We start from the raw sequence: 19,229 nt of genomic DNA on the forward strand, positions 1-19,229 counted from the left end.
CCGCTCAGTCGGCGTCGGTGTCGGGGAGCCCGTAGAAGAGTCGTTCGAAGACGGCTCGCGAGCGGCGCGTGACGGCGAGGTAGTCCTCCTCGATGTCACTCGCCGATCCCGGCGGATACTCGAGGATGCGCGCGATCCCGTCGAGTCCGCGACGATCCGACGGCAGGACGTCGGTGGTGCGGTTCAACCACAGCGTCATCGCCGACCGGACGCGGGACGAGAACACCCACGCGGCGTCGAGCAGCTCGGCGTCCGCCGGCTCGACGAGCCCCTCGTCCCGGGCGACCTCGAGGGCCTCGCGCGTGGAGGTCGTGCGCAGAGCCGGGATGTCGGCGGCGTGCTGGAGCTGCAGCAGCTGGACGAGCCACTCGACGTCGCTGAGCGAGCCGCGGCCGAGCTTGACGTGGCGGGCGGGGTCGGCGCCCTGCGGGAGGCGCTCGCTCTCCACACGTGCCTTGATGCGCTTGACCTCACGCACGTCGGCCTCGCTGACGTCGCTGCGATACCGCACGGAGTCGGCGAGGGCGCCGAAGTCCGCGAGCAGTGCGGCGTCCCCGACGACGGGCTCCGCCCGCAGGAGCGCTTGCGCCTCCCAGGTGAGCGACCACCGCTCGTAGTACGCGCGGTAACTGTCGAGCGAACGCGTGACGGGCCCGTTCTTCCCCTCGGGCCGGAGCCCGATGTCGAGATCGAGGGGAAGACGCGCATCGTCCGTGAGTCGGGCAAGCTCGTGGACGAGCTTCGTCGCAGCCCGCGGCACCTCGTCCGCCCGCTCGCCCGTGGGGCGGTAGACGTAGATCACATCGGTGTCGGAGCCGAATCCGAGCTCACGACCGCCGTACCGGCCCATCCCGACGATGGCGAACTCGAACGGAGGATCGTCCGTTGCCGCCTCCCGGAGAGCACGGAGGGTTCCGCTGAGGGTCGCCGTGGTCACATCGGTGAGCGCGTCGGAGATGTCACGGAGGCTGTTGACGCCGAGGACCGACGACATCGCGAGGCGCAGGATCTCACGTCGGCGCACCCGCCTGATCGACGCGGCGGCCTTCGTCAGGTCCTCGTGGCGAGAGAGGATCGCGAGAATCTCCTCGTCGAGCACGGGACGCGACTTGGCACGCAGCTCGGCATCGTCACCGAGCCACGCGGCCGCCTCGGGGAAGCTGTCCATGAGTTCACCGATGTAGCGGGATCCGGACAGGACGCGGGTGAGCCGCTCGGCCGCGCCGGACGAGTCGCGGAGCATCCGCAGGAACCAGTGGGAGTCCCCCAGCGACTCGCTCACACGCCGGAACGTCAGCAGGCCGTAGTCCGGGTCGGCGCCCTCGGCGAACCAGCGCAGGAGCACGGGGAACAACAGACGCTGGATCGTCGCCTTGCGCGAGACCCCGGCGGTGAGCGCCGCGATATGCGCGAAGGCGCCGGCCGGGTCTCGGAATCCGATTGCGGCGAGCCGAGCGCTCGCCTGGGCGGGGGTCAGGACGAACTCGTCGTCCTCGAGAGCCGCGACGGCGGAGAGCAGCGGCCGGTAGAAGAGCCGCTCGTGAAGCGTGCGCACGCTGTGTTTGGTCCGCTCCCAGAGCACGATCAGCTCGCCCGCCGTGGAGGCGAGACCCGAACCGCGGGCGAGTGCGCGGAGCGCGTCGTCGTCGCGCGGCATGAGGTGCGTCCGCCGCAGGCGCGTCAGTTGCAGTCGATGCTCGAGCACCCGCAGCACACGGTAGTCCTCGGCGAAGTCGGCGGCCTCGGTGCGGCCGATGTATCCACGGGACGCGAGCGCCTCGAGGGCCGCGAGCGTGCCGCGCTGGTGCACAGCGTCGTCGCTCGAGCCGTGGACGAGCTGCAGCAGCTGCACGGTGAACTCGACGTCGCGTAAGCCCCCCGGCCCGAGCTTCAATTGATAGTGGACGTCCTCCGCCGGAATGTGCGCGGTGACCCTCTCCCGCATCTTCTGCACGGACTCCACGAACCCGTCGCGCGACGAGCTGTTCCAGACCCGGGGTCCCACCGCGTCGACGTACCGGTCGCCGAGCTCGCGGTCTCCCGCGAGCGAGCGCGCTTTGAGGAGCGCCTGGAACTCCCAGCTCTTCGCCCACCGATCGTAATAGGCGAGGTGGGAGTCGAGGGTGCGCACGAGTGCGCCGGCCTTGCCCTCCGGTCGGAGGTTGGCGTCGACCTCCCAGAGGGGCGGTTCGATCCCGGACTCGTCGATGCCCCGCATGGTCAACACCGCGAGCCGCGTCGAGATGTCGATCGCTCGCGCGGTCGTGACGTCGTCGCCGGCCGACTCCCCCACGAAGATGACGTCGACGTCACTCACGTAGTTGAGTTCGGACGCCCCGGCCTTGCCCATTCCGATGATGGCGAGCCGGGTCGCGCGCACGTCGGATTCGGGGAACGCACCTGGGCGTGGCGTGTCGGTCGTGACCATCCGCCTCGCCACGGCGAGCGAGGCGTCGAGGGCGGCCCCGGCCAGGTCCGCGAGGCAGTCCGAGACCTGGGCGACGACGGACGTGGGAGAACGCGCCGTCAGGTCGAAGGCCGCCACCTGGGTGAGCAGTCGCCGGTAGCACGTGCGCAGCGCCGCCCACTCGTCCTCTGAACCCGCTCGGGACACCCCGTCGACGGCTCCGACGCACTCGAGGAGGGTCGAGCGCATCTCGTCGAGCGTCGGGAGCCGTCGTGACGGGTTCTCCACGACGTCGAGGCACTCGGGGTGACGGTGGAGGAAGTCCGACAGCCCACTCGATGCGCCGAGGACCCGCAGCAGTGTGCGGCGCCCGTCTGAGGTCGAGCATGTCTGGCGCACGGCCTCGGGGTGGCTGCGCGCGAGCGCCAGCAGTCCGTCGAGGGCGGCATCGGGATCGGCGACGCCCGTGAAGTCCTGGACCAGCTCGACGTCGCCCACGACGGACAGCGCCTCGAGCTCGTCGAGGCGGGTCCGCGCGTCGGAGAGCGCGGTGAATCCCACCCGGGCGAGTCCGCTGAGGGTCGCAAGCTCGCGTCTCATCGGGTCAGAGGATCTGCAGGTTCGTCTCGAGTTCGAACGGGGTCACCTGGGCGCGGTACTGCTGCCACTCCTGGCGCTTGTTGAGCAGGACGTAGTTGAAGACCTGTTCGCCGAGCGTCTCGGCGACGAGCTCCGACCGTTCCATGATGCTCGTGGCCCGGTCGAGGCTCGCGGGGAGGCTGTCGTAGCCGAGGGCGCGACGCTCCGTGTCCGTGAGGCTCCAGACGTTGTCCTCGGCCTCCGGCGGCAGCTCGTAGCCCTTCTCGATGCCCTTGAGGCCGGCGGCCAGCATGAGCGAGAACGCGAGGTAGGGGTTCGCGGCCGAATCGATCGCGCGGTACTCCACGCGAGCGGACTGGCCCTTGTTGGGCTTGTACAGGGGCACCCGCACGAGCGCCGAGCGGTTGTTGTGACCCCACGAGACGAAGCTCGGCGCCTCGGACACCATGCCGGTGCCGACACCGCCCCAGAGTCGCTTGTACGAGTTCACGAACTGGTTCGTCACGGCGGTGATCTCGGGAGCGTGCGTCAGCAGGCCCGCGATGAACTGGCGACCGATCTTGGACAGCTGGTACTGGGCACCGGCCTCGTAGAAGGCGTTCGAATCACCCTCGAAGAGCGACATGTGGGTGTGCATCCCGCTGCCGGGGTGCAGGGCGAGCGGCTTGGGCATGAACGTGGCGTGCACGCCCTGCTCGATCGCCACCTCCTTGATGACGGTGCGGAAGGTCATGATGTTGTCCGCGGTCGTCAGCGCATCGGCGTACCGCAGATCGATCTCGTTCTGACCGGGGCCCGCCTCGTGGTGGCTGAACTCGACCGAGATCCCGAGGTCCTCGAGCATGCGGACGGAGCGACGACGGAAGTCGTGTGCGGTGCCGCCCGGGACGTTGTCGAAGTAGCCGGCGTGATCGACCGGCACGGGGCCCTCGGCGCCGTACTGCGCCGACTTGAGCAAGTAGAACTCGATCTCGGGGTGCGTGTAGAACGTGAACCCGGCCTCGGCGGCGCGCGCGAGGGTGCGCTTCAGGACGTTGCGCGGGTCGGCGACCGCGGGCTGGCCGTCGGGCGTCGTGATGTCGCAGAACATCCGGGCGGTGGGATCGATCTCACCGCGCCACGGCAGGATCTGGAACGTCGACGGGTCGGGGAGCGCGAGGAGGTCGGACTCGAACGATCGCGTCAGGCCCTCGATGGCCGAGCCGTCGAAGCCGAGCCCTTCGGCGAAAGCGCCTTCGACCTCGGCCGGCGCGATGGCGACGGACTTGAGCGTCCCCACGACGTCCGTGAACCACAACCGGACGAACTTGACTCCCCGTTCCTCGATCGTCCGAAGCACGAAGTCACGCTGCTTGTCCATCCACTCCTCTTTCGGTCGATCCGAGCGATCTCCAGGCTACAGTCTCGAGGCGCTCGCGGCCTGTGCACCGCGAGGTGGGTCACGCGTCGTCCGCGCGCTCCTCGTCGGCCCAGCGCTGAGCATTCGCCCGGAGTCTGTCCGGAGCGGACGCCGCCTCCGCCTCGGTGTCGAAGGGACCCGCGCGGTCGACTGAGGGCGACTCGAGGCCGTGCTCGACGGCTCCGGTGCGCAGGTTGTACCAGTACTTCTTCGTCGCGTCCGCCGCCATGGGGGTTCCTTCCGCCGTCGTGGCTTCCGATCCTATGCCCGGGCGACGCGGACGAGGAGGGTCTCGCGCTCGCTACGCTGAGGGGCATGACGAAGCACACTCACGCAACGGCGATCGGCATCGACATCGGCGGGACCGGCATCAAGGGAGCCACGGTCGACCTCGAGAAGGGCGTGTTCCTGAGTGATCGGATCAAGATCGCGACCCCCGAGGGAGGCAAGCCCGACGACATCGTCTCGGTGGTCGCCGACATCGTGAGCCAGTTGCCGTCCTCCGACGACGAGTCCATCGCCCTCGGCGTCGCCTTTCCCGCGATCGTGAAGCACGGCCGCACCTTGAGCGCCGCGAACGTGTCCGACGAGTGGATCGGCCTCAAGGCGGAGAAGAGGTTCGAGAAAGCGCTCGGTCGCGACATCACCTTCGTGAACGACGCCGACGCCGCGGGCTTCGCGGAGGCGCGCTTCGGCGCGGCGACCGACGTCGACGGCCTCACCCTCGTGACGACCCTCGGCACCGGCATCGGCACGGCCCTGCTCTTCGACGGAGTGCTCGTGCCGAACGCGGAGCTCGGCCACATCGAGATCGACGGCCGCGACATCGAGACCGTCGCGTCCTACGGCGCCAAGGAGCGCGACGACCTCTCCTGGGAGGAGTGGGCCGCTCTCCTGACGAGCTTCTACAAGCGACTCGAGCGCCTCATCGCCCCCGACCTCTTCATCGTGGGTGGCGGCGTCTCGAAGCACCACGAGGAGTTCCTCCCGCTCATCGACATCGACACGCCCATCATCCCGGCGAAGCACCGCAACAAGGCCGGCATCCTCGGCGCGGCCGCGATGGCCGACCGCGGTCACGCCGTGCCGGACAAGGCCACGCACGGCGCCTGAGCGCCGACGAGGGGGCGCCCGACGGGCGCTCCCTGCCCGGGTGCGCGCACTCTCGGGCGAGAAGAGTGTGAACGGGCCGGCTGATACGCCGGGTTCTGTGACGACACGGATGCCGCCGACGACCATCTCTCTCGGGGTTACGTTGCCGCAACCCTCTAGCGGCCTACCCGGGGACGGGACGAGCAGCCCCATGGCCCCCTGTCTGACCTTGCTCCGGGCGAGGTTTACCGAGCCGACCGGGTCGCCCCGGCCGCTGGTGGTCTCTTACACCACCGTTTCACCCTTACCGCAGGTGACGAACACCTGAGGCGGTCTGTTCTCTGTTGCACTGTCTCGCGGGTTGCCCCGGGTGGGTGTTACCCACCGCCCTGCTCTGCGGAGCCCGGACGTTCCTCGGCGTCCGGTCGGGAGACCCGTCCGGACGACGCGGCCGTCTTGCCGACCCGTTCACGAGGTCGATCCTACCGCGACGGCGGGAGCAGGCCCTGTCGCTTCAGAGCCCGGACTCCTCCGTGCGCACGAGGACGGCACCGCATTCCGGGCAGGACAGGACCTCGTCGGAGACCGCCGAGCGGACCGTCGCGAGGTCGTTGCCCGTGAGGGTCATCGTGCACGCTCCGCACGTCCCGGCGCGCAGGAGGGCTGCACCGTAGCCGCTGCGCGTCCGCGAGCGCTCGTAGGCCGTGAGCAAGGACTCGTCGATCGTCGAGACGAGGCTCGATCGCGACGCCTCGAGGGCCTCGAGCTCGCGGTCGAGGTCGGCGCGCCCCGCATCGCGCGTCGCTTCGAGCTCGGCGATGCGCGCGGACAGGGACGTGTCCGATGCGGCGGTCTCCCCGTACACGGCCTCGGCAGCCTCGAGCCGTTCCATGACCTCGAGCTCCGCGTCCTCGAGATTCTCCTTGCGGCGACTCAACGAGACGAGCTCGGATTCGAGAGCGGTCGCATCCTTGGCCGACGACGATCCGGCGAGGCGCTCGGTGTCGCGCTTGATGCGCGAATCCACCACGGCGACATCGGACTCGATGCGGGACAGATCGGTGCGCGCGTCCTCCACAGCGCCCAGCTCGGTCGCGAGGCGGCCCCGCAACGCGTCCCGATCGACGACGAGGGCCGCGATCGCGGCGATCTCCGGGAGGTTGTTCTTCCGGTGAGCGACCCGGGAGACGTTGGTGTCGACAGTCTGGAGGTCGAGCAGGGAGCGCTGGGCTGCGGGACTGGCTTTCATGGGGTTCTCACTTCATCGGGGTCGAAGGGGGCGAGCGCTACTGCGTGACGACGAAGTCCCACGGATCGGTCCGCAGGTCACTCACGCGCACGTCGAGATCGGGCAGTTCCGCGCGGAGCTGGCGAGCCCCCGCCTCGAGCCACAACCACTCGCTCGCCCAGTGGGACGTGTCGAGGAGGGCGGGCCCGAGGCCGAGGAGCGCCCGTTCGCGGGCGTCCGACGTCGGGTGGTGCCGCAGATCGCTCGTGATGTACACGTCGGCGCCGACGACGGCTGGGTGCTCGAGGAGGGAGTCCCCCGCACCGGCGCAGAGGGCGATCGTCGAGACGGGCGCGTCGTAGTGGCCGGAGGCGCGGATGCCACCGGCCGTCGCCGGGAGGATGTGGGAGAGGGCCGCGGCGAGCGCCCCGAGCGTCGTCGGGGCGGGGAGCCGGCCGATACGACCGATACCGGCCTCGCCGGTCGCATCGGGGTCGAGCGGACGCACGTCCTCGAGGCCGAGGAGCGAGGCGAGGACGCCGGAGGTGCCCGCTGCGACGACATCGGCGTTCGTGTGGGCGGAGACGAGGGCGCAGCGGGCCCGGATCAGCCGCGTGACGAGGGAACCCTTCACCGTGTCGCCCGCGAGGGCCGTCACCCCGCGGAGGAGGAGCGGGTGGTGGGCGATGAGCAGATCGGTCCGGGCGTCGACGGCCTCGTCGACCGTGTCGCCGACGACGTCGACGACGAAGCCGACGCGCGCGATCTCGTCGTCCGGGTGACCGCACACGAGACCGGTCTCGTCCCAGGACGACGCGCCGGCCGCCGGCCACAGCCGCTCGACCGTCTGCAGGACCTCTTTCAACGCGTACGACACGAGCAACACCCTACGGGATCGCTCGTCGGAGCCCGCGTCGCGTTCCCCCGACGTCGGTGTCGCCCGACCTCCGGGAGCGACGGCGGCGGTACCATCGAGGGGATGAACGAGTCGCCGATCCCCACGCCCTACGAAGACCTCCTCCGAGACGTCCTCGAGAACGGCACGCCCAAGTCCGATCGCACGGGCACCGGCACCCGGAGCGTGTTCGGACGCCAGATCCGCTTCGACCTCGCGGAGGGCTTCCCCCTCATCACCACGAAGCGGGTCCACTTCCGCTCCATCGCCTACGAGCTGCTCTGGTTCCTGCGCGGCGACGGCAACATCTCGTGGCTCACCGAGCACGGCGTGACCATCTGGGACGAGTGGGCCGATGCCCAGGGCGAGCTCGGTCCGGTCTACGGGGTGCAGTGGCGTTCGTGGCCCACCCCCGACGGCGGGCACATCGACCAGCTCGCGCAGATCATCGACACGATCCGCCGCGATCCCGACTCGCGTCGCTTGATCGTGTCCGCCTGGAACGTCGCCGACATCCCGAGCATGGCGCTCGCCCCGTGCCACGCCCTCTTCCAGTTCTATGTGGCCGACGGCAAGCTGTCGTGCCAGCTGTACCAGCGGAGCGCCGACATGTTCCTCGGCGTGCCCTTCAACATCGCGAGCTACGCGCTCCTCACCCATCTCGTGGCGGCGCAGACCGGTCTCCAGGTGGGCGAGTTCGTCTGGACAGGTGGCGACTGCCACATCTACGACAACCACGTGGAGCAGGTGACGGAGCAGCTCTCCCGCGACCCGTTCCCCCTCCCGACCCTGCGCATCGAGGGCGAGCACGCGGACATCTCCGACTACGCGTTCGAGGACCTCGAGGTCGAGGGATACCAGCACCACCCCGCCATCCGCGCGGCCGTCGCCGTCTGATCGGCGTGCTCGGTCTCGTGTGGGCGCAGGCCCACGCCGGTGTCATCGGTCGGAACGGCGGCATGCCGTGGCACGTCCCCGAGGACCTCGCGCACTTCAAGGCCGTGACCCTGGGCGCGGCCGTCGTGATGGGCCGTCGCACGTGGGAGTCGTTCCCTGAACGCTTCCGGCCGCTCCCGGGACGCCGCAACATCGTGCTCACGCGAGACGCATCCTGGAGCGCCGACGGTGCCGAGCGCGCGACGTCCCTGGACGACGCGCTCGCCCTCGTCGGAGATGCCGACGCGTGGGTGATCGGCGGCGGTTCCCTCTACGCGGAGGCGATCAGCCGGGCGGACGTCATCGAGCTGACGGATCTGGATCTCGCCGTCGATGGAGACACGATCGCTCCGCCGATCGGTGCCGACTGGAGCGAGACGCATCGCGAACCGGCCGATGGCTGGATCCTGTCCCGAACGGACGTTCCCTACCGCTTCCGCCGGTTCGAGCGACGCCCCCGCTGACCGTTTGCACGCGGATGAGCGGCTGACAAGCCCTTCTCGGCCCACGGTGCATCTCGCCTACCGTCGCGATGACGACCGATGAGGAGGCACCATGCTGGAACGCGACGTCGCTCCCGGGATACACCGACTGTGCATCGCGCACACGAACGTCTACCTGGTCGAGCACGAGGGGCGCGTCCTCGTCGTCGACGCGGGGTTGCCGTCCTTCTGGAAGCCGCTCCTCCGAGCGCTCGACGAACTCGGCCACGGGCCCGAGCAGGTGGACGCCGTCGTCCTGACCCACGCGCACTTCGATCATGTCGGAGTCGCCAGACGGGCCCGCACCGCGTGGCGCGTGCCCGTCTGGGTGCACGCCGACGATGCCCACCTCGCGGCCCATCCCTACTCCTATCGGCCGGAGCGTGCACGGTTGCTCTACCCGCTCGCACACCCCGGAGGCCTCAAGCCGCTCGCGGACATGGCCGTCGCGGGAGCCCTCGTCGTCCGAGGCGTCTCTGACACGTCGGTCCTCACCCCGTCGACGCTCATCACGGGCGAACCGATCGTCATTCCCACCCCTGGCCATACGGCAGGTCACATCGCTCTTCATTTCCCGGAGAGGGACGCGCTCATCGTCGGAGACGCGATCGTCACCCTCGACCCGTACACCGGAGGCACCGGCCCACAGATCGTCGCACGCGCCGCGACCGCCGACAGTCCGGAGGCGCTCCGGTCGCTCGAGGCCCTCGCAGCGACGAACGCGACGACCGTCCTGACCGGACACGGGGATCCGTGGCGGAAGGGCATCCGATCCGCCGTGGCTGCCGCACGCTCCCGAGGAGCCCATTGAGCGGCTCCGCGAGCGGCCGCGAGCGCCCGGCGGCGACGTAGACTCCTCTGGTGCCATCAGCTCCTCCGTCCTCGTCCCCGGCGAGGCGCGGGCACCTGATCGACATCAGCCCCCTCCGGCAGAGCCCCGCGTTCGCCCGACTCTGGGCGGGCAGCGCGATCGCCGGGATCGGCGGTCAGATGACGATCGTCGCCGTGGGACTCCACGTGTACGAGTTGACCGGTTCCACGTTCGCCGTGGCGATGGTCGGCACTCTCGCTCTCATCCCGATGATCGCGGCCGGCCTCTACGGCGGGATGCTCGCGGACGCCTTCGATCGCCGCCGCGTCGCCCTCGCCTCCTCGAGCGTCGCGTGGCTCGCGACGATCGGTCTCGCCCTCGTGGCGTGGGGCGGATCGGAGGTGCTGTGGCCGTTCTACGTGCTCACGACCCTGACGTCCGTGGCCGCGACCATCACGGGCACCGCCAGGCAGGCGATCGTGCCCCGACTGGTCTCCCGCGAACTCCTCCCGGCCGCATCGGCCCTCGGGGGCGTCAGCATGGGTGTGATGGTGACGGTCGGCCCGGCGCTCGCCGGCGTACTCGTCGCCTCGGTGGGCTTCGGGTGGACCTACACGATCGATGTGATCCTCTTCTCCGCGGCGTTCCTCGGCATCGTGACCCTGCCCTCGATCCGCCCAGAGGGCGAACGGCACCGGCCGGGACTCGAGTCCGTGCGCACCGGTCTGCGCTTCCTGAAGGGCGCTCCGAACATCCGGATGTCCTTCATCGTCGACATCATCGCGATGACCTTCGGGCGTCCGCACGCGCTGTTCCCCGCCGTCGGGGCGCTCGTCATCGGCGGCGGTGCCGTCACGGTCGGCATCCTCACGGCGGCGAGCGCCGTCGGCACCCTCGTGTGCAGCCTGTTCTCCGGACGCATCGGACTGGTTCGGAAGCACGGCATCGCTATCGGCTGGTCCATCGCCGTCTACGGGGCCTTCGTAGCGGGGTTCGGCGCCGTGCTCGCGTTCCTGGCTCTGACCGGCGGGACGCGGCCGACGACCGACATCGAGGGCGCGAGTATCGTCGCTCTCACCATCGCTGCGGTGATGATGGCCGGCACGGGTGCCGCCGACAACGTGAGCTCGATCTTCCGGAACACGATGCTGCAGTCCGCCGTGCCCGACAACATGCGGGGCCGCCTGCAGGGAATCTTCACCGTCGTCGTCACGGGCGGACCACGTGTGGGCGACTTCTACGTCGGCGTGCTCGCGCTCGTGGTGGCCGTGTGGGTCCCCCCGCTGCTCGGTGGAATCCTCATCATGGCGCTCATCGCCCTGTGCCTGCGCCTCACGCCGAGCTTCCGTCACTACAACGCGGACTCCCCCACCCCGTAGTCGGTTCTCCGGGGTCTCTCGCGCTCAGGAGAGCGCCCTCGACGTCGTGCCGCCGTCGGGTGCTGAGGCGTCCCCGCGGCCGCTCGGCCGTGCGGGCCACGGTGTGGACGCTTGCGCGGACGGCGTCCGGAGACGATGATCGAACGTATGTTCGAATCCGGCAGCGCAGCGTGTATCGCCTCGACGCGCTCGGGGCCATGCCCGCGACCGGCCGACCATGCTCCCGTCCCGCTCTGCACAGCACACCTCGGGGCGGTCGGCGACTGGATCGACGCCGAAGCGGGACACACCGACGCCCTTCCGACCCCGTGCCGCGCCTGCGGGTCGCGTCTCGGCGTGCGCTATCCGTCCGGGTGGCTCTGCGCCGCGTGCGAGTGGCGCGTCGGCGAGGTCCTCGACGGCGAACTCCCACCCCCGCGCGTCGACGTGGTCTACTACATCCGGTTCGACGACCGCATCAAGATCGGCACGACCGCGAACCCCCGTCAGCGGCTCCAACGGCTCTGGCACGACGACGTGCTGGCGTTCGAGCGCGGCGACCGCCTCGTGGAGCGTCGACGCCACACGCAGTTCGCGAATCTTCGCCAGGGCACCTCCGAGTGGTTCTCCCCCGGCCCCGCGCTCGACCGCCACATCACCGAACTCGCTGCCGGCATCGACGACCCCTGGGCCCGCCACGCGCGCTGGGTCGCGGATGCGGTCGCCCTCCGCGGGTGAATCGATCCGCTCTACGCGGTCGGACGCGTTACCGCCATCCCTCGACCACGGCCGCCGACGCCGGAAGAGTGGAGCCATGTCGAACATCCGATTGATCCTGCCCGATGAGAACGACGTCGAATTCGTCGGCGTCACCCCGCCCGAGACGTACACGACCAACAACGGGGAGTACGTCCTCGACCGCGTCGGCGAGGACGTCGATGCCGTCGACGACGCGACCGGACACCACGAAGACGACGTCCTCGTGGCCTGGTATACGAGGAAACCCTCGATCTGACGCGTGCGGCGCGCTCCGTGCACGCCAGCCGTGATGACGGTACCCCTCGTGATCGGTGCGGATGACCAGATCGACGGGAACGTCAGCCGCGGTCGGTGATGAGGGAGTCGAGCTCGCGGCGGACGAAGGCGAGGGCCGGGTTCTCGGCCGTCGAGCGGCGCCAGACGGCCGAGACCTCGCGGAACGGTATCTCGGCCTCGACGGGGACGGGCACAACGCCCGCCGGCAGCGCCGGTCGCCCGAGGCGCGGCAGGAGGGCTACAGCGATCCCCGCGTCGACCATGGCGATGTGGGAGCTGTAGTCGGCGTCGTAGTAGGCGATGTCGGCGTGGTGGCCGGCACCGGCGAGCAGCTGGCACAGACCCTGATGGCAGATCGTGCCGACGAGCGTACTCACCCAGGTCTCCTCGCCCAGTTCGGCCGGCGTCACGGACGTCCGACCCGCGAACGCGTGATCGACCGGCACGAGCACGTCGACACGATCGTCGAACAGACGCTCGGTCGCGAGCAGCGGGGGAACGTCGAGCGTGACGGTGTTCCAGTTGTGCACGAGCCCCATGTCGGCGCGGCCGCGCTCGAGCACCTCGAGTACGTCCCACGGGTCCATCTCGGTCGTCGTGACGCGCAGGCCCGGGGCGGAGGCGCGCAGCCGCGCGATGAGCGGTGCGACGAGACCCCGGTGGGCGGTCGAGAACGATGCGATGCGGAACGTGCCCGTGAGAGGCGCGTCCGGGGCGTGCGCGATGCTCTCGAGCGCCTCGAGATCCCCGAGGAGGGCGACCCCGCGATCGGCGACGAGGCGGCCGTGCTCGGTGAGCAGCACGCGGCGCCCCACTCGCTCGAGGAGCGCCGAGCCGGTCTGACGCTCCAGGCGCTTGATCTGCTGAGACACCGCGGAGGGCGTGAAGTCGAGGCTGGCGGCGGCCGACGCGACCGTACCGAGGTCGCGCACGGCGATGAGGGACCGGAGGGACGTCAGATCAATCATGTACGAACGCTACCGGTTTAAGGGTGTGGGTAGTCGCTGGTTTTGCATGATCACCACTGGCAGGCTGAACCCATGACCCCCCGCCACACCCTGCTCGCCCTGCTCGTCGTCGTCCTGTGGGGGTTCAACTTCGTGATCATCGACGAGGGGCTCGACGGCGTGCCTCCCCTGCTGTTCCTCGCCCTGCGGTTCGTCATCGTCGCCATCCCGGCGATCTTCCTCGTGCCCCGACCGAAGGCGCCGTGGCACATCGTGGTCCTCATCGGACTCTTCCTGAGCCTCGGACAGTTCTCCCTGCTGTACCTCTCGCTCGCTGCGGGCATGCCGCCAGGGCTCGCGTCGCTCCTCCTGCAGGTGCAGGTGGTCTTCACGCTCATCCTCGCGAGCGTCACCCTGCGCGAGAAGCCGAGACGCATGCAGATCGTCGGCACGATCGTCGGAATGATCGGCCTCGGCATCGTGATCTCGGGACAGGCCGCCATCGTGCCGTTGCTCGCGCTCCTCCTCATCTTCGCCGCCGCGCTCTCCTGGGCCACGGGCAACGTCATCACCCGCCACGCGAAGATCAGCTCGGGGCTGTCGCTCGTGGTGTGGTCGGCCCTCGTCGTTCCGATCCCGAGCTTCGCGCTCTCGCTCCTCGTCGACGGACCGACGGTCGTGGGCGACGCCCTCGCTCACTTGTCGCTCGCCGCGATCCTGAGCACCGTGTACACGGCGGTCGCCGCCTCTCTCGTGGGCTACGGCATCTGGAACTCCCTGATGGCCCGCTACCCGGCCGCGCGGGTGGCTCCGTTCACGCTCCTCGTCCCCGTCATCGGGATCGCCGCGGCCTGGGTCGTGCAGCACGAGCAGCCGAGCGTCACCGACATCATCGGTGGCGCCGTCATGCTCGCCGGGCTCGCAGCGGCCGTGATCGTGTTCGACGGCCGCCGGCGCGGGCCGGCTGCGGCCGATGGCCTCGCCGCCCCGCTCGATCTGCCCGCGCCGACGGCGCACGAGGTGGGGGCGACCACCGCGCGCTGACTCGGAAGAGCGCGCCAACACCGGAGGGCGGAACCCCGTGAGCGAATTCGGGACCACCGCGAGGATCAGGGAGGGGTGGGCCCTACCGGGCTCGAACCGATGACATCCACGGTGTAAACGTGGCGCTCTACCAACTGAGCTAAAGGCCCCTCACGCCTCTCGGCGCGCATCGATCCTAGCGGAGCACTCGCCCCTCGCGCATTCCGAGAGGCGGGAGACAGCGTCCGCTCCGATGGAGCCCGTTCGCGCGATTCCATTCCATCCGGGCGCATGAAAGCGCGCAGCTGGACGACTCTGTGGCAGCGGCCTCAGACGGGGATGCGTCGCAGCTCGTCGAGGGCCGTGCGGTAGGCGGCGATATCGCGCGCCTCGCCCGGAGCGGTGATGAAGCTCGCGCGGATGATGCCGTCGACGTCGATGAGGAAGGTGGCACGGTTGGCCTGGCCGCGCTCCGGCAGGAACACGCCGTACTCCTTGGCCACCTGGCCGTGGGGCCAGAAGTCGGCGAGGAGGCGGAACGGGAACTCCTCCTTCTCGCCCCACGCCCGGAGGGAGAAGGTCGAGTCGACGGAGATCGCGAGGAGCTCGACGCCCGCATCCGCGAACATCGAGAGATTGTCGCTCAATGCACACATCTCGTTCGTGCAGATGCCCGAGAAGGCGAGGGGCACGAAGACCACGGCGACGGGCCTCTTCCCGCGGAACGACGACAGACGCACCGCCTCGCCGTACTGATCCAGGAGTTCGAAGTCGGGAGCCCTCGTGTCGTTCTCGAGTGCCATGGACCTCTTCTTCCTCGTCACGCCGGTCGACGGGCGGGCGCACGTGGACTCGGTCAGCAATCCTAACCCCGCAACCCCCGGGCGGTGCGTGACGCGCGAGCATGCACTGATGGGTAGGCTGGTTGGGATGGGCGCGCCCCCACGATAAGGGCGGCGCCGTACGGCGGGGTCCCCCGCTCAACCCGGCACGATCTGCCCCACACAGAAAGGTCGACGGTGACTGTTCACGATCAGGACCCGTATTCGGTAGGCCACAGCGATTCCGATCCGGAAGAGACGGCCGAATGGCAGGAGTCGCTCGCAGCGCTCGTCGAGGCCCGCGGAAGCGGTCGCGCTCGCGAGATCATGCTGAGCCTCCTGAAGCAGTCGAAGGAGCTCCACCTCGGAGTTCCGATGGTGCCCACCACCGACTACATCAACACCATCGCCCCGGAGAACGAGGCACCCTTCCCGGGCGACGAGGAGCTCGAGCGCAAGTACCGCGCCTGGATCCGGTGGAACGCCGCGATCACGGTGCACCGTGCGCAGCGGCCCGGAATCGGCGTCGGCGGCCACATCTCCACCTACGCATCCTCCGCCGCGCTCTACGAGGTGGGCTTCAACCACTTCTTCCGCGGCCAGGACCACGCGGGCGGTGGAGACCAGATCTTCATCCAGGGCCACGCCTCCCCCGGCACCTACGCCCGGGCCTACCTCGAGGGTCGGCTCTCGACGGACCAGCTCGACGGGTTCCGCCAGGAGAAGTCGCACCAGGCCGGCGGACTCTCGTCCTACCCGCACCCGCGCCTCATGCCGTCGTTCTGGCAGTTCCCCACCGTGTCGATGGGCCTCGGCCCGATCAACGCGATCTACCAGGCTCACGCCAACAAGTACCTCACCAACCGCGGCATCAAGGACGCGTCCGACCAGCAGGTCTGGGCATTCCTCGGCGACGGCGAGATGGACGAGGTCGAGAGCCGCGGTCAACTCCAGGTGGCGGCGAACGAGGGACTCGACAACCTCAACTTCGTCATCAACTGCAACCTGCAGCGCCTCGACGGACCCGTCCGCGGAAACGGCAAGATCATCCAGGAGCTCGAGAGCTTCTTCCGCGGCGCCGGCTGGAACGTCATCAAGGTCGTCTGGGGCCGCGAATGGGACGACCTGCTCTCTCGCGACACCGAGGGCGCCCTGCTCAACGTCATGAACCAGACGCCCGACGGCGACTACCAGACCTACAAGGCGGAGAGCGGCGCGTTCATCCGCGAGCACTTCTTCGGGAAGGACGAGCGCGCGCTTAAGCTCGTCGAGGACTACTCCGACGACCAGATCTGGGGCCTGAAGCGCGGTGGCCACGACTACCGGAAGGTCTACGCGGCCTTCAAGGCGGCGGCCGAGCACAAGGGCCAGCCCACGGTCATCCTGGCGAAGACGGTCAAGGGCTATGGCCTCGGACCGAGCTTCGAGGGGCGTAATGCGACCCACCAGATGAAGAAGATGACGCTCGACAACCTCAAGACCTTCCGCGACGCGATGCACATCCCCATCACGGACGAGAAGCTCGAGGAGAACCCGTACCTCCCGCCGTACTTCCACCCGGGAGAGGGCGACGAGGCACTCGAGTACATGCACGAGCGTCGCCGCGAACTCGGCGGTTACCTGCCCGAGCGTCGCAGCAAGTACACGCAGCTGAGCCTGCCGGACGACTCGGCGTACGCCATCAGCAAGAAGGGCTCCGGAACGCAGGAGATCGCCACGACCATGGCGTTCGTCCGGCTCCTGAAGGACCTGTTGCGCTCGAAGGACTTCGGGCACCGCATCGTCCCGATCATCCCGGACGAGGCGCGCACCTTCGGTATGGACGCGTTCTTCCCGTCGGCGAAGATCTACAACCCGAACGGCCAGCACTACACCTCGGTCGACCGCGAGCTCCTCCTCGCGTACAAGGAGAGCCCGCAGGGCCAGATCGTGCACGTCGGCATCAACGAGGCCGGCGCCCTCGCGGCGTTCACGAACATCGGCACGACATACTCGACGCAGGGCGAGGCCCTCATCCCCGTGTACGTCTTCTACTCGATGTTCGGGTTCCAGCGCACGGGCGACGCCCTCTGGGCAGCGGGCGATCAGATGGCACGCGGTTTCGTCATCGGCGCCACCGCCGGCCGCACGACGCTCACAGGTGAGGGCCTTCAGCACGCTGACGGCCACTCGCCGCTCCTCGCGTCGACGAACCCGGCCGTGGTGAGCTACGACCCGGCGTACGGCTACGAGATCGGGCACATCGTGCGCGCCGGCCTCGAGCGCATGTACGGCGGGGAGCACTCCGACCCCAACGTCATGTACTACCTCACGGTGTACAACGAGCCGATCGTGCAGCCGGCCGAGCCGGAGAACGTGGACGTCGACGGCATCGTCCGCGGTATCCACCGGGTCAAGACCGCAGAGAACGATGGGCCGAAGGCCCAGATCTTCGCGGCGGGCGTCTCCGTGCCGTGGGCGATCGAGGCCCAGCACCTCCTCGCCGAGGACTGGGGCGTATCCGCCGATGTGTGGTCGGTGACCTCGTGGAACGAGCTGCGCCGCGACGGCCTCGCCGCCGACGAGCACAACTTCCTCTACCCCGATGCGGAGAAGCGGGTCCCCTACCTGCAGTCGAAGCTCGAGGGTGCCGAGGGCCCCGTCGTCGCCGTCACGGACTACATGCACGCGGTCGCCGACCAGGTGCGTCAGTTCGTGCCGAACGACTTCGCGACGCTCGGAGCCGACGGGTTCGGATTCTCCGACACCCGCGCGGCCGCTCGCCGGTTCTTCAAGATCGACGGCCCGTCCGTCGTCGTGAAGGTGCTCGAGCGCCTCGCCGCACAGGGAGTGGTCGACGCATCGCTGCCGACGCAGGCGATCGACAAGTACAACCTGCACGACGTCACGGCGGGAACCACCGGCAACGCCGGTGGCGACGCCTGACGAAGCGACACCCCTCCGTGGCCAGGACGAAGCCGGAGACTCTCGCGTGGTTGCGCAGGATCTCGGGTGAGCTCGCGACGGTGACCCTCGGTCGCCTCGAGGACACTCTGCCCTGGTACGCGGACATGCCCCCTGGGCGACGATCGGCCGTCGGCCTCGTCGCCCAGGCGGGCATCAGCTCCTTCATCGCGTGGTACGACGACCCGCGGGCCACCCCGTGGATCGCGGCGGACGTCTTCGGCGCCGCTCCGCGCGAGCTGTTGCGCTCGGTGAGCCTGCAGCAGACCCTGCAGCTCATCCGTGTGACCGTCGAGGTCGTGGAGGAACGGGTCGCCGGGGCCGGCGAAGACCTCCGCGAGGCGATCCTGCTGTACTCGCGCGAGATCGCGTTCGCCGCGGCGGACGTCTACGCCCGCGCCGCCGAGGCCCGCGGTCTCTGGGACGCGCGACTCGAGGCCCTCGTGGTCGACTCCATCCTCACGGGTGAGACCGACGACGAGCTCCCGAGCCGGATCGCGGCGCTGGGCTGGCACGGCCACGGCGAAGTCGCGGTGCTCGTCGGCACGACTCCGCCGTCGCTCGACGTCGACCAGTTGCGCCGCACCGCCCGGCACATGCTCGCCGACGTGCTCATCGGGGTGCAGGGCAAGCGGCTCGTCCTCGTCATCGGTCGCGCCGAACCGCGCTCAGAGGAGGCGGAGGACGGCTCCCAGCCCGAGGCTCTGTCGTTCCTCGAGATCGCCGCGGGACTCGAACCCGGGTTCGGCGCGGGCCACCTCGTCCTCGGCCACGAGGTCGCGAGCCTCGTGGACGCCTCGCGCAGCGCGCGGGCGGCCCTCGCGGGTTTCGCCGTCGCCCGGTCGTGGCGTCACGCCCCCCGCCCCGTCTCGGCCGACGATCTCCTCCCCGAACGCGCGCTCGCCGGTGATCCGCTCGCCCGCACGACACTCGTCGAACGCATCTACCGTCCACTCATGGCCCACTCCCCCGAACTCGCGACGACGCTGTGGAGCTACCTCGACAGCGGCCGGTCGCTCGAGGCGACGGCGCGTGAGCTGTTCGTGCACCCGAACACCGTTCGTTACCGCCTCAAGAGAGTGTCCGACGTGATCGGTTGGGACGCGACCGGTGCCCGCGAATCCCTCATCCTGCAATCCGCCCTGATCCTCGGATCGATCTCCGAGCAGGAGACCAGGCCGCACCGGAGGGGGCTGTGATGGGCCCCGGGTTGTGCGCCATCGCCAATGCTCGGCTCGAATGTTCGTGGCAT

General features: G+C 69.4%; 17 protein-coding genes, 1 tRNA gene and 1 other RNA gene. 10 read left to right on the forward strand and 9 right to left on the reverse strand.

What is annotated here, in order from left to right:
• Positions 1 to 4: 4 nt before the first annotated feature.
• The 3 genes from ELQ94_RS04290 to ELQ94_RS04300 all read right to left on the reverse strand — a co-directional run bounded on the left by ELQ94_RS04290 (position 5) and on the right by ELQ94_RS04300 (position 4,635).
• On the reverse strand, positions 5 to 3,007 hold the full coding sequence (locus ELQ94_RS04290; RefSeq protein WP_127047584.1) for a bifunctional [glutamine synthetase] adenylyltransferase/[glutamine synthetase]-adenylyl-L-tyrosine phosphorylase: 3,003 nt from the start codon (positions 3,005 to 3,007) through the stop codon (positions 5 to 7).
• Between the two features lie 4 nt (positions 3,008 to 3,011).
• Positions 3,012 to 4,367 carry a glutamine synthetase family protein gene (locus ELQ94_RS04295; RefSeq protein ID WP_127047586.1) on the reverse strand — a complete coding sequence of 452 codons (1,356 nt, stop codon included), beginning with the start codon at positions 4,365 to 4,367 and terminating at the stop codon, positions 3,012 to 3,014.
• A gap of 79 nt (positions 4,368 to 4,446) precedes the next feature.
• Positions 4,447 to 4,635: an SPOR domain-containing protein gene (locus ELQ94_RS04300; protein WP_127047588.1), complete on the reverse strand. Its 189-nt coding sequence runs from the start codon at positions 4,633 to 4,635 to the stop codon at positions 4,447 to 4,449.
• An 86-nt stretch (positions 4,636 to 4,721) separates the two neighbouring features.
• Here ELQ94_RS04300 and ppgK point away from each other — a divergent pair, with 86 nt between their 5' ends.
• Positions 4,722 to 5,519 carry a polyphosphate--glucose phosphotransferase gene (gene ppgK / locus ELQ94_RS04305; protein ID WP_127047590.1) on the forward strand — a complete coding sequence of 266 codons (798 nt, stop codon included), beginning with the start codon at positions 4,722 to 4,724 and terminating at the stop codon, positions 5,517 to 5,519.
• Between the two features lie 68 nt (positions 5,520 to 5,587).
• Here the strand turns inward: ppgK and rnpB are convergent.
• The 3 genes from rnpB to ELQ94_RS04320 form a co-directional block, all read right to left on the reverse strand.
• Positions 5,588 to 5,965, reverse strand: an RNA gene (gene rnpB, locus ELQ94_RS04310) — RNase P RNA component class A.
• A 47-nt stretch (positions 5,966 to 6,012) separates the two neighbouring features.
• Complete coding sequence (locus ELQ94_RS04315; protein WP_127047593.1) at positions 6,013 to 6,747, reverse strand: zinc ribbon domain-containing protein; 735 nt, start codon at positions 6,745 to 6,747, stop codon at positions 6,013 to 6,015.
• A 37-nt stretch (positions 6,748 to 6,784) separates the two neighbouring features.
• The gene (locus tag ELQ94_RS04320) at positions 6,785 to 7,603 is read right to left on the reverse strand and encodes a Nif3-like dinuclear metal center hexameric protein (RefSeq protein WP_127047595.1); all 819 of its coding nucleotides are present in this window, start codon (positions 7,601 to 7,603) and stop codon (positions 6,785 to 6,787) included.
• Between the two features lie 102 nt (positions 7,604 to 7,705).
• On the opposite strand from ELQ94_RS04320, the gene ELQ94_RS04325 reads away from it, so the two are divergent.
• The 6 genes from ELQ94_RS04325 to ELQ94_RS04350 all read left to right on the forward strand — a co-directional run bounded on the left by ELQ94_RS04325 (position 7,706) and on the right by ELQ94_RS04350 (position 12,223).
• Positions 7,706 to 8,518 (forward strand): thymidylate synthase, encoded by an 813-nt coding sequence (locus ELQ94_RS04325; protein ID WP_127047597.1) that lies wholly within the window; start codon positions 7,706 to 7,708, stop codon positions 8,516 to 8,518.
• Positions 8,519 to 8,523: 5 nt separating this feature from the next.
• Entirely contained in the window at positions 8,524 to 9,021 is a 498-nt protein-coding gene (locus tag ELQ94_RS04330; RefSeq protein ID WP_424976775.1) for a dihydrofolate reductase, read from the forward strand.
• Positions 9,022 to 9,112: 91 nt separating this feature from the next.
• The gene (locus tag ELQ94_RS04335; protein WP_127047599.1) at positions 9,113 to 9,850 is read left to right on the forward strand and encodes an MBL fold metallo-hydrolase; all 738 of its coding nucleotides are present in this window, start codon (positions 9,113 to 9,115) and stop codon (positions 9,848 to 9,850) included.
• Positions 9,851 to 9,900: 50 nt separating this feature from the next.
• Positions 9,901 to 11,229, forward strand: a complete 1,329-nt coding sequence (locus tag ELQ94_RS04340; RefSeq protein ID WP_208007539.1) for an MFS transporter — start codon at positions 9,901 to 9,903, stop codon at positions 11,227 to 11,229.
• Positions 11,230 to 11,565: 336 nt separating this feature from the next.
• A complete protein-coding gene (locus ELQ94_RS04345; protein WP_341807721.1) occupies positions 11,566 to 11,946 on the forward strand; it encodes a GIY-YIG nuclease family protein in 381 nt (126 codons plus the stop codon).
• Between the two features lie 76 nt (positions 11,947 to 12,022).
• Positions 12,023 to 12,223 carry a hypothetical protein gene (locus ELQ94_RS04350; protein ID WP_127047603.1) on the forward strand — a complete coding sequence of 67 codons (201 nt, stop codon included), beginning with the start codon at positions 12,023 to 12,025 and terminating at the stop codon, positions 12,221 to 12,223.
• Positions 12,224 to 12,305: 82 nt separating this feature from the next.
• On the opposite strand, the gene ELQ94_RS04355 is transcribed toward ELQ94_RS04350, so the two are convergent.
• Positions 12,306 to 13,211: a LysR family transcriptional regulator gene (locus tag ELQ94_RS04355; protein ID WP_127047605.1), complete on the reverse strand. Its 906-nt coding sequence runs from the start codon at positions 13,209 to 13,211 to the stop codon at positions 12,306 to 12,308.
• A 72-nt stretch (positions 13,212 to 13,283) separates the two neighbouring features.
• On the opposite strand from ELQ94_RS04355, the gene ELQ94_RS04360 reads away from it, so the two are divergent.
• Positions 13,284 to 14,234, forward strand: coding sequence for an EamA family transporter (locus tag ELQ94_RS04360; protein WP_127047607.1), 951 nt, complete (start codon positions 13,284 to 13,286; stop codon positions 14,232 to 14,234).
• Between the two features lie 76 nt (positions 14,235 to 14,310).
• Here the strand turns inward: ELQ94_RS04360 and ELQ94_RS04365 are convergent.
• Positions 14,311 to 14,383, reverse strand: a tRNA-Val gene (locus ELQ94_RS04365).
• Between the two features lie 159 nt (positions 14,384 to 14,542).
• Entirely contained in the window at positions 14,543 to 15,016 is a 474-nt protein-coding gene (locus ELQ94_RS04370) for a peroxiredoxin (protein WP_127047609.1), read from the reverse strand.
• A gap of 216 nt (positions 15,017 to 15,232) precedes the next feature.
• Here ELQ94_RS04370 and aceE point away from each other — a divergent pair, with 216 nt between their 5' ends.
• Together aceE and ELQ94_RS04380 are read left to right on the forward strand one after the other, a co-directional pair.
• Positions 15,233 to 17,959, forward strand: a complete 2,727-nt coding sequence (gene aceE, locus ELQ94_RS04375; RefSeq protein ID WP_127047611.1) for a pyruvate dehydrogenase (acetyl-transferring), homodimeric type — start codon at positions 15,233 to 15,235, stop codon at positions 17,957 to 17,959.
• A 17-nt stretch (positions 17,960 to 17,976) separates the two neighbouring features.
• Positions 17,977 to 19,176 (forward strand): PucR family transcriptional regulator, encoded by a 1,200-nt coding sequence (locus ELQ94_RS04380; protein ID WP_208007540.1) that lies wholly within the window; start codon positions 17,977 to 17,979, stop codon positions 19,174 to 19,176.
• Positions 19,177 to 19,229 lie beyond the last annotated feature (53 nt).

It is taken from the genome of Labedella endophytica (assembly GCF_003990045.1).
Lineage (GTDB): Bacteria > Actinomycetota > Actinomycetes > Actinomycetales > Microbacteriaceae > Labedella > Labedella endophytica.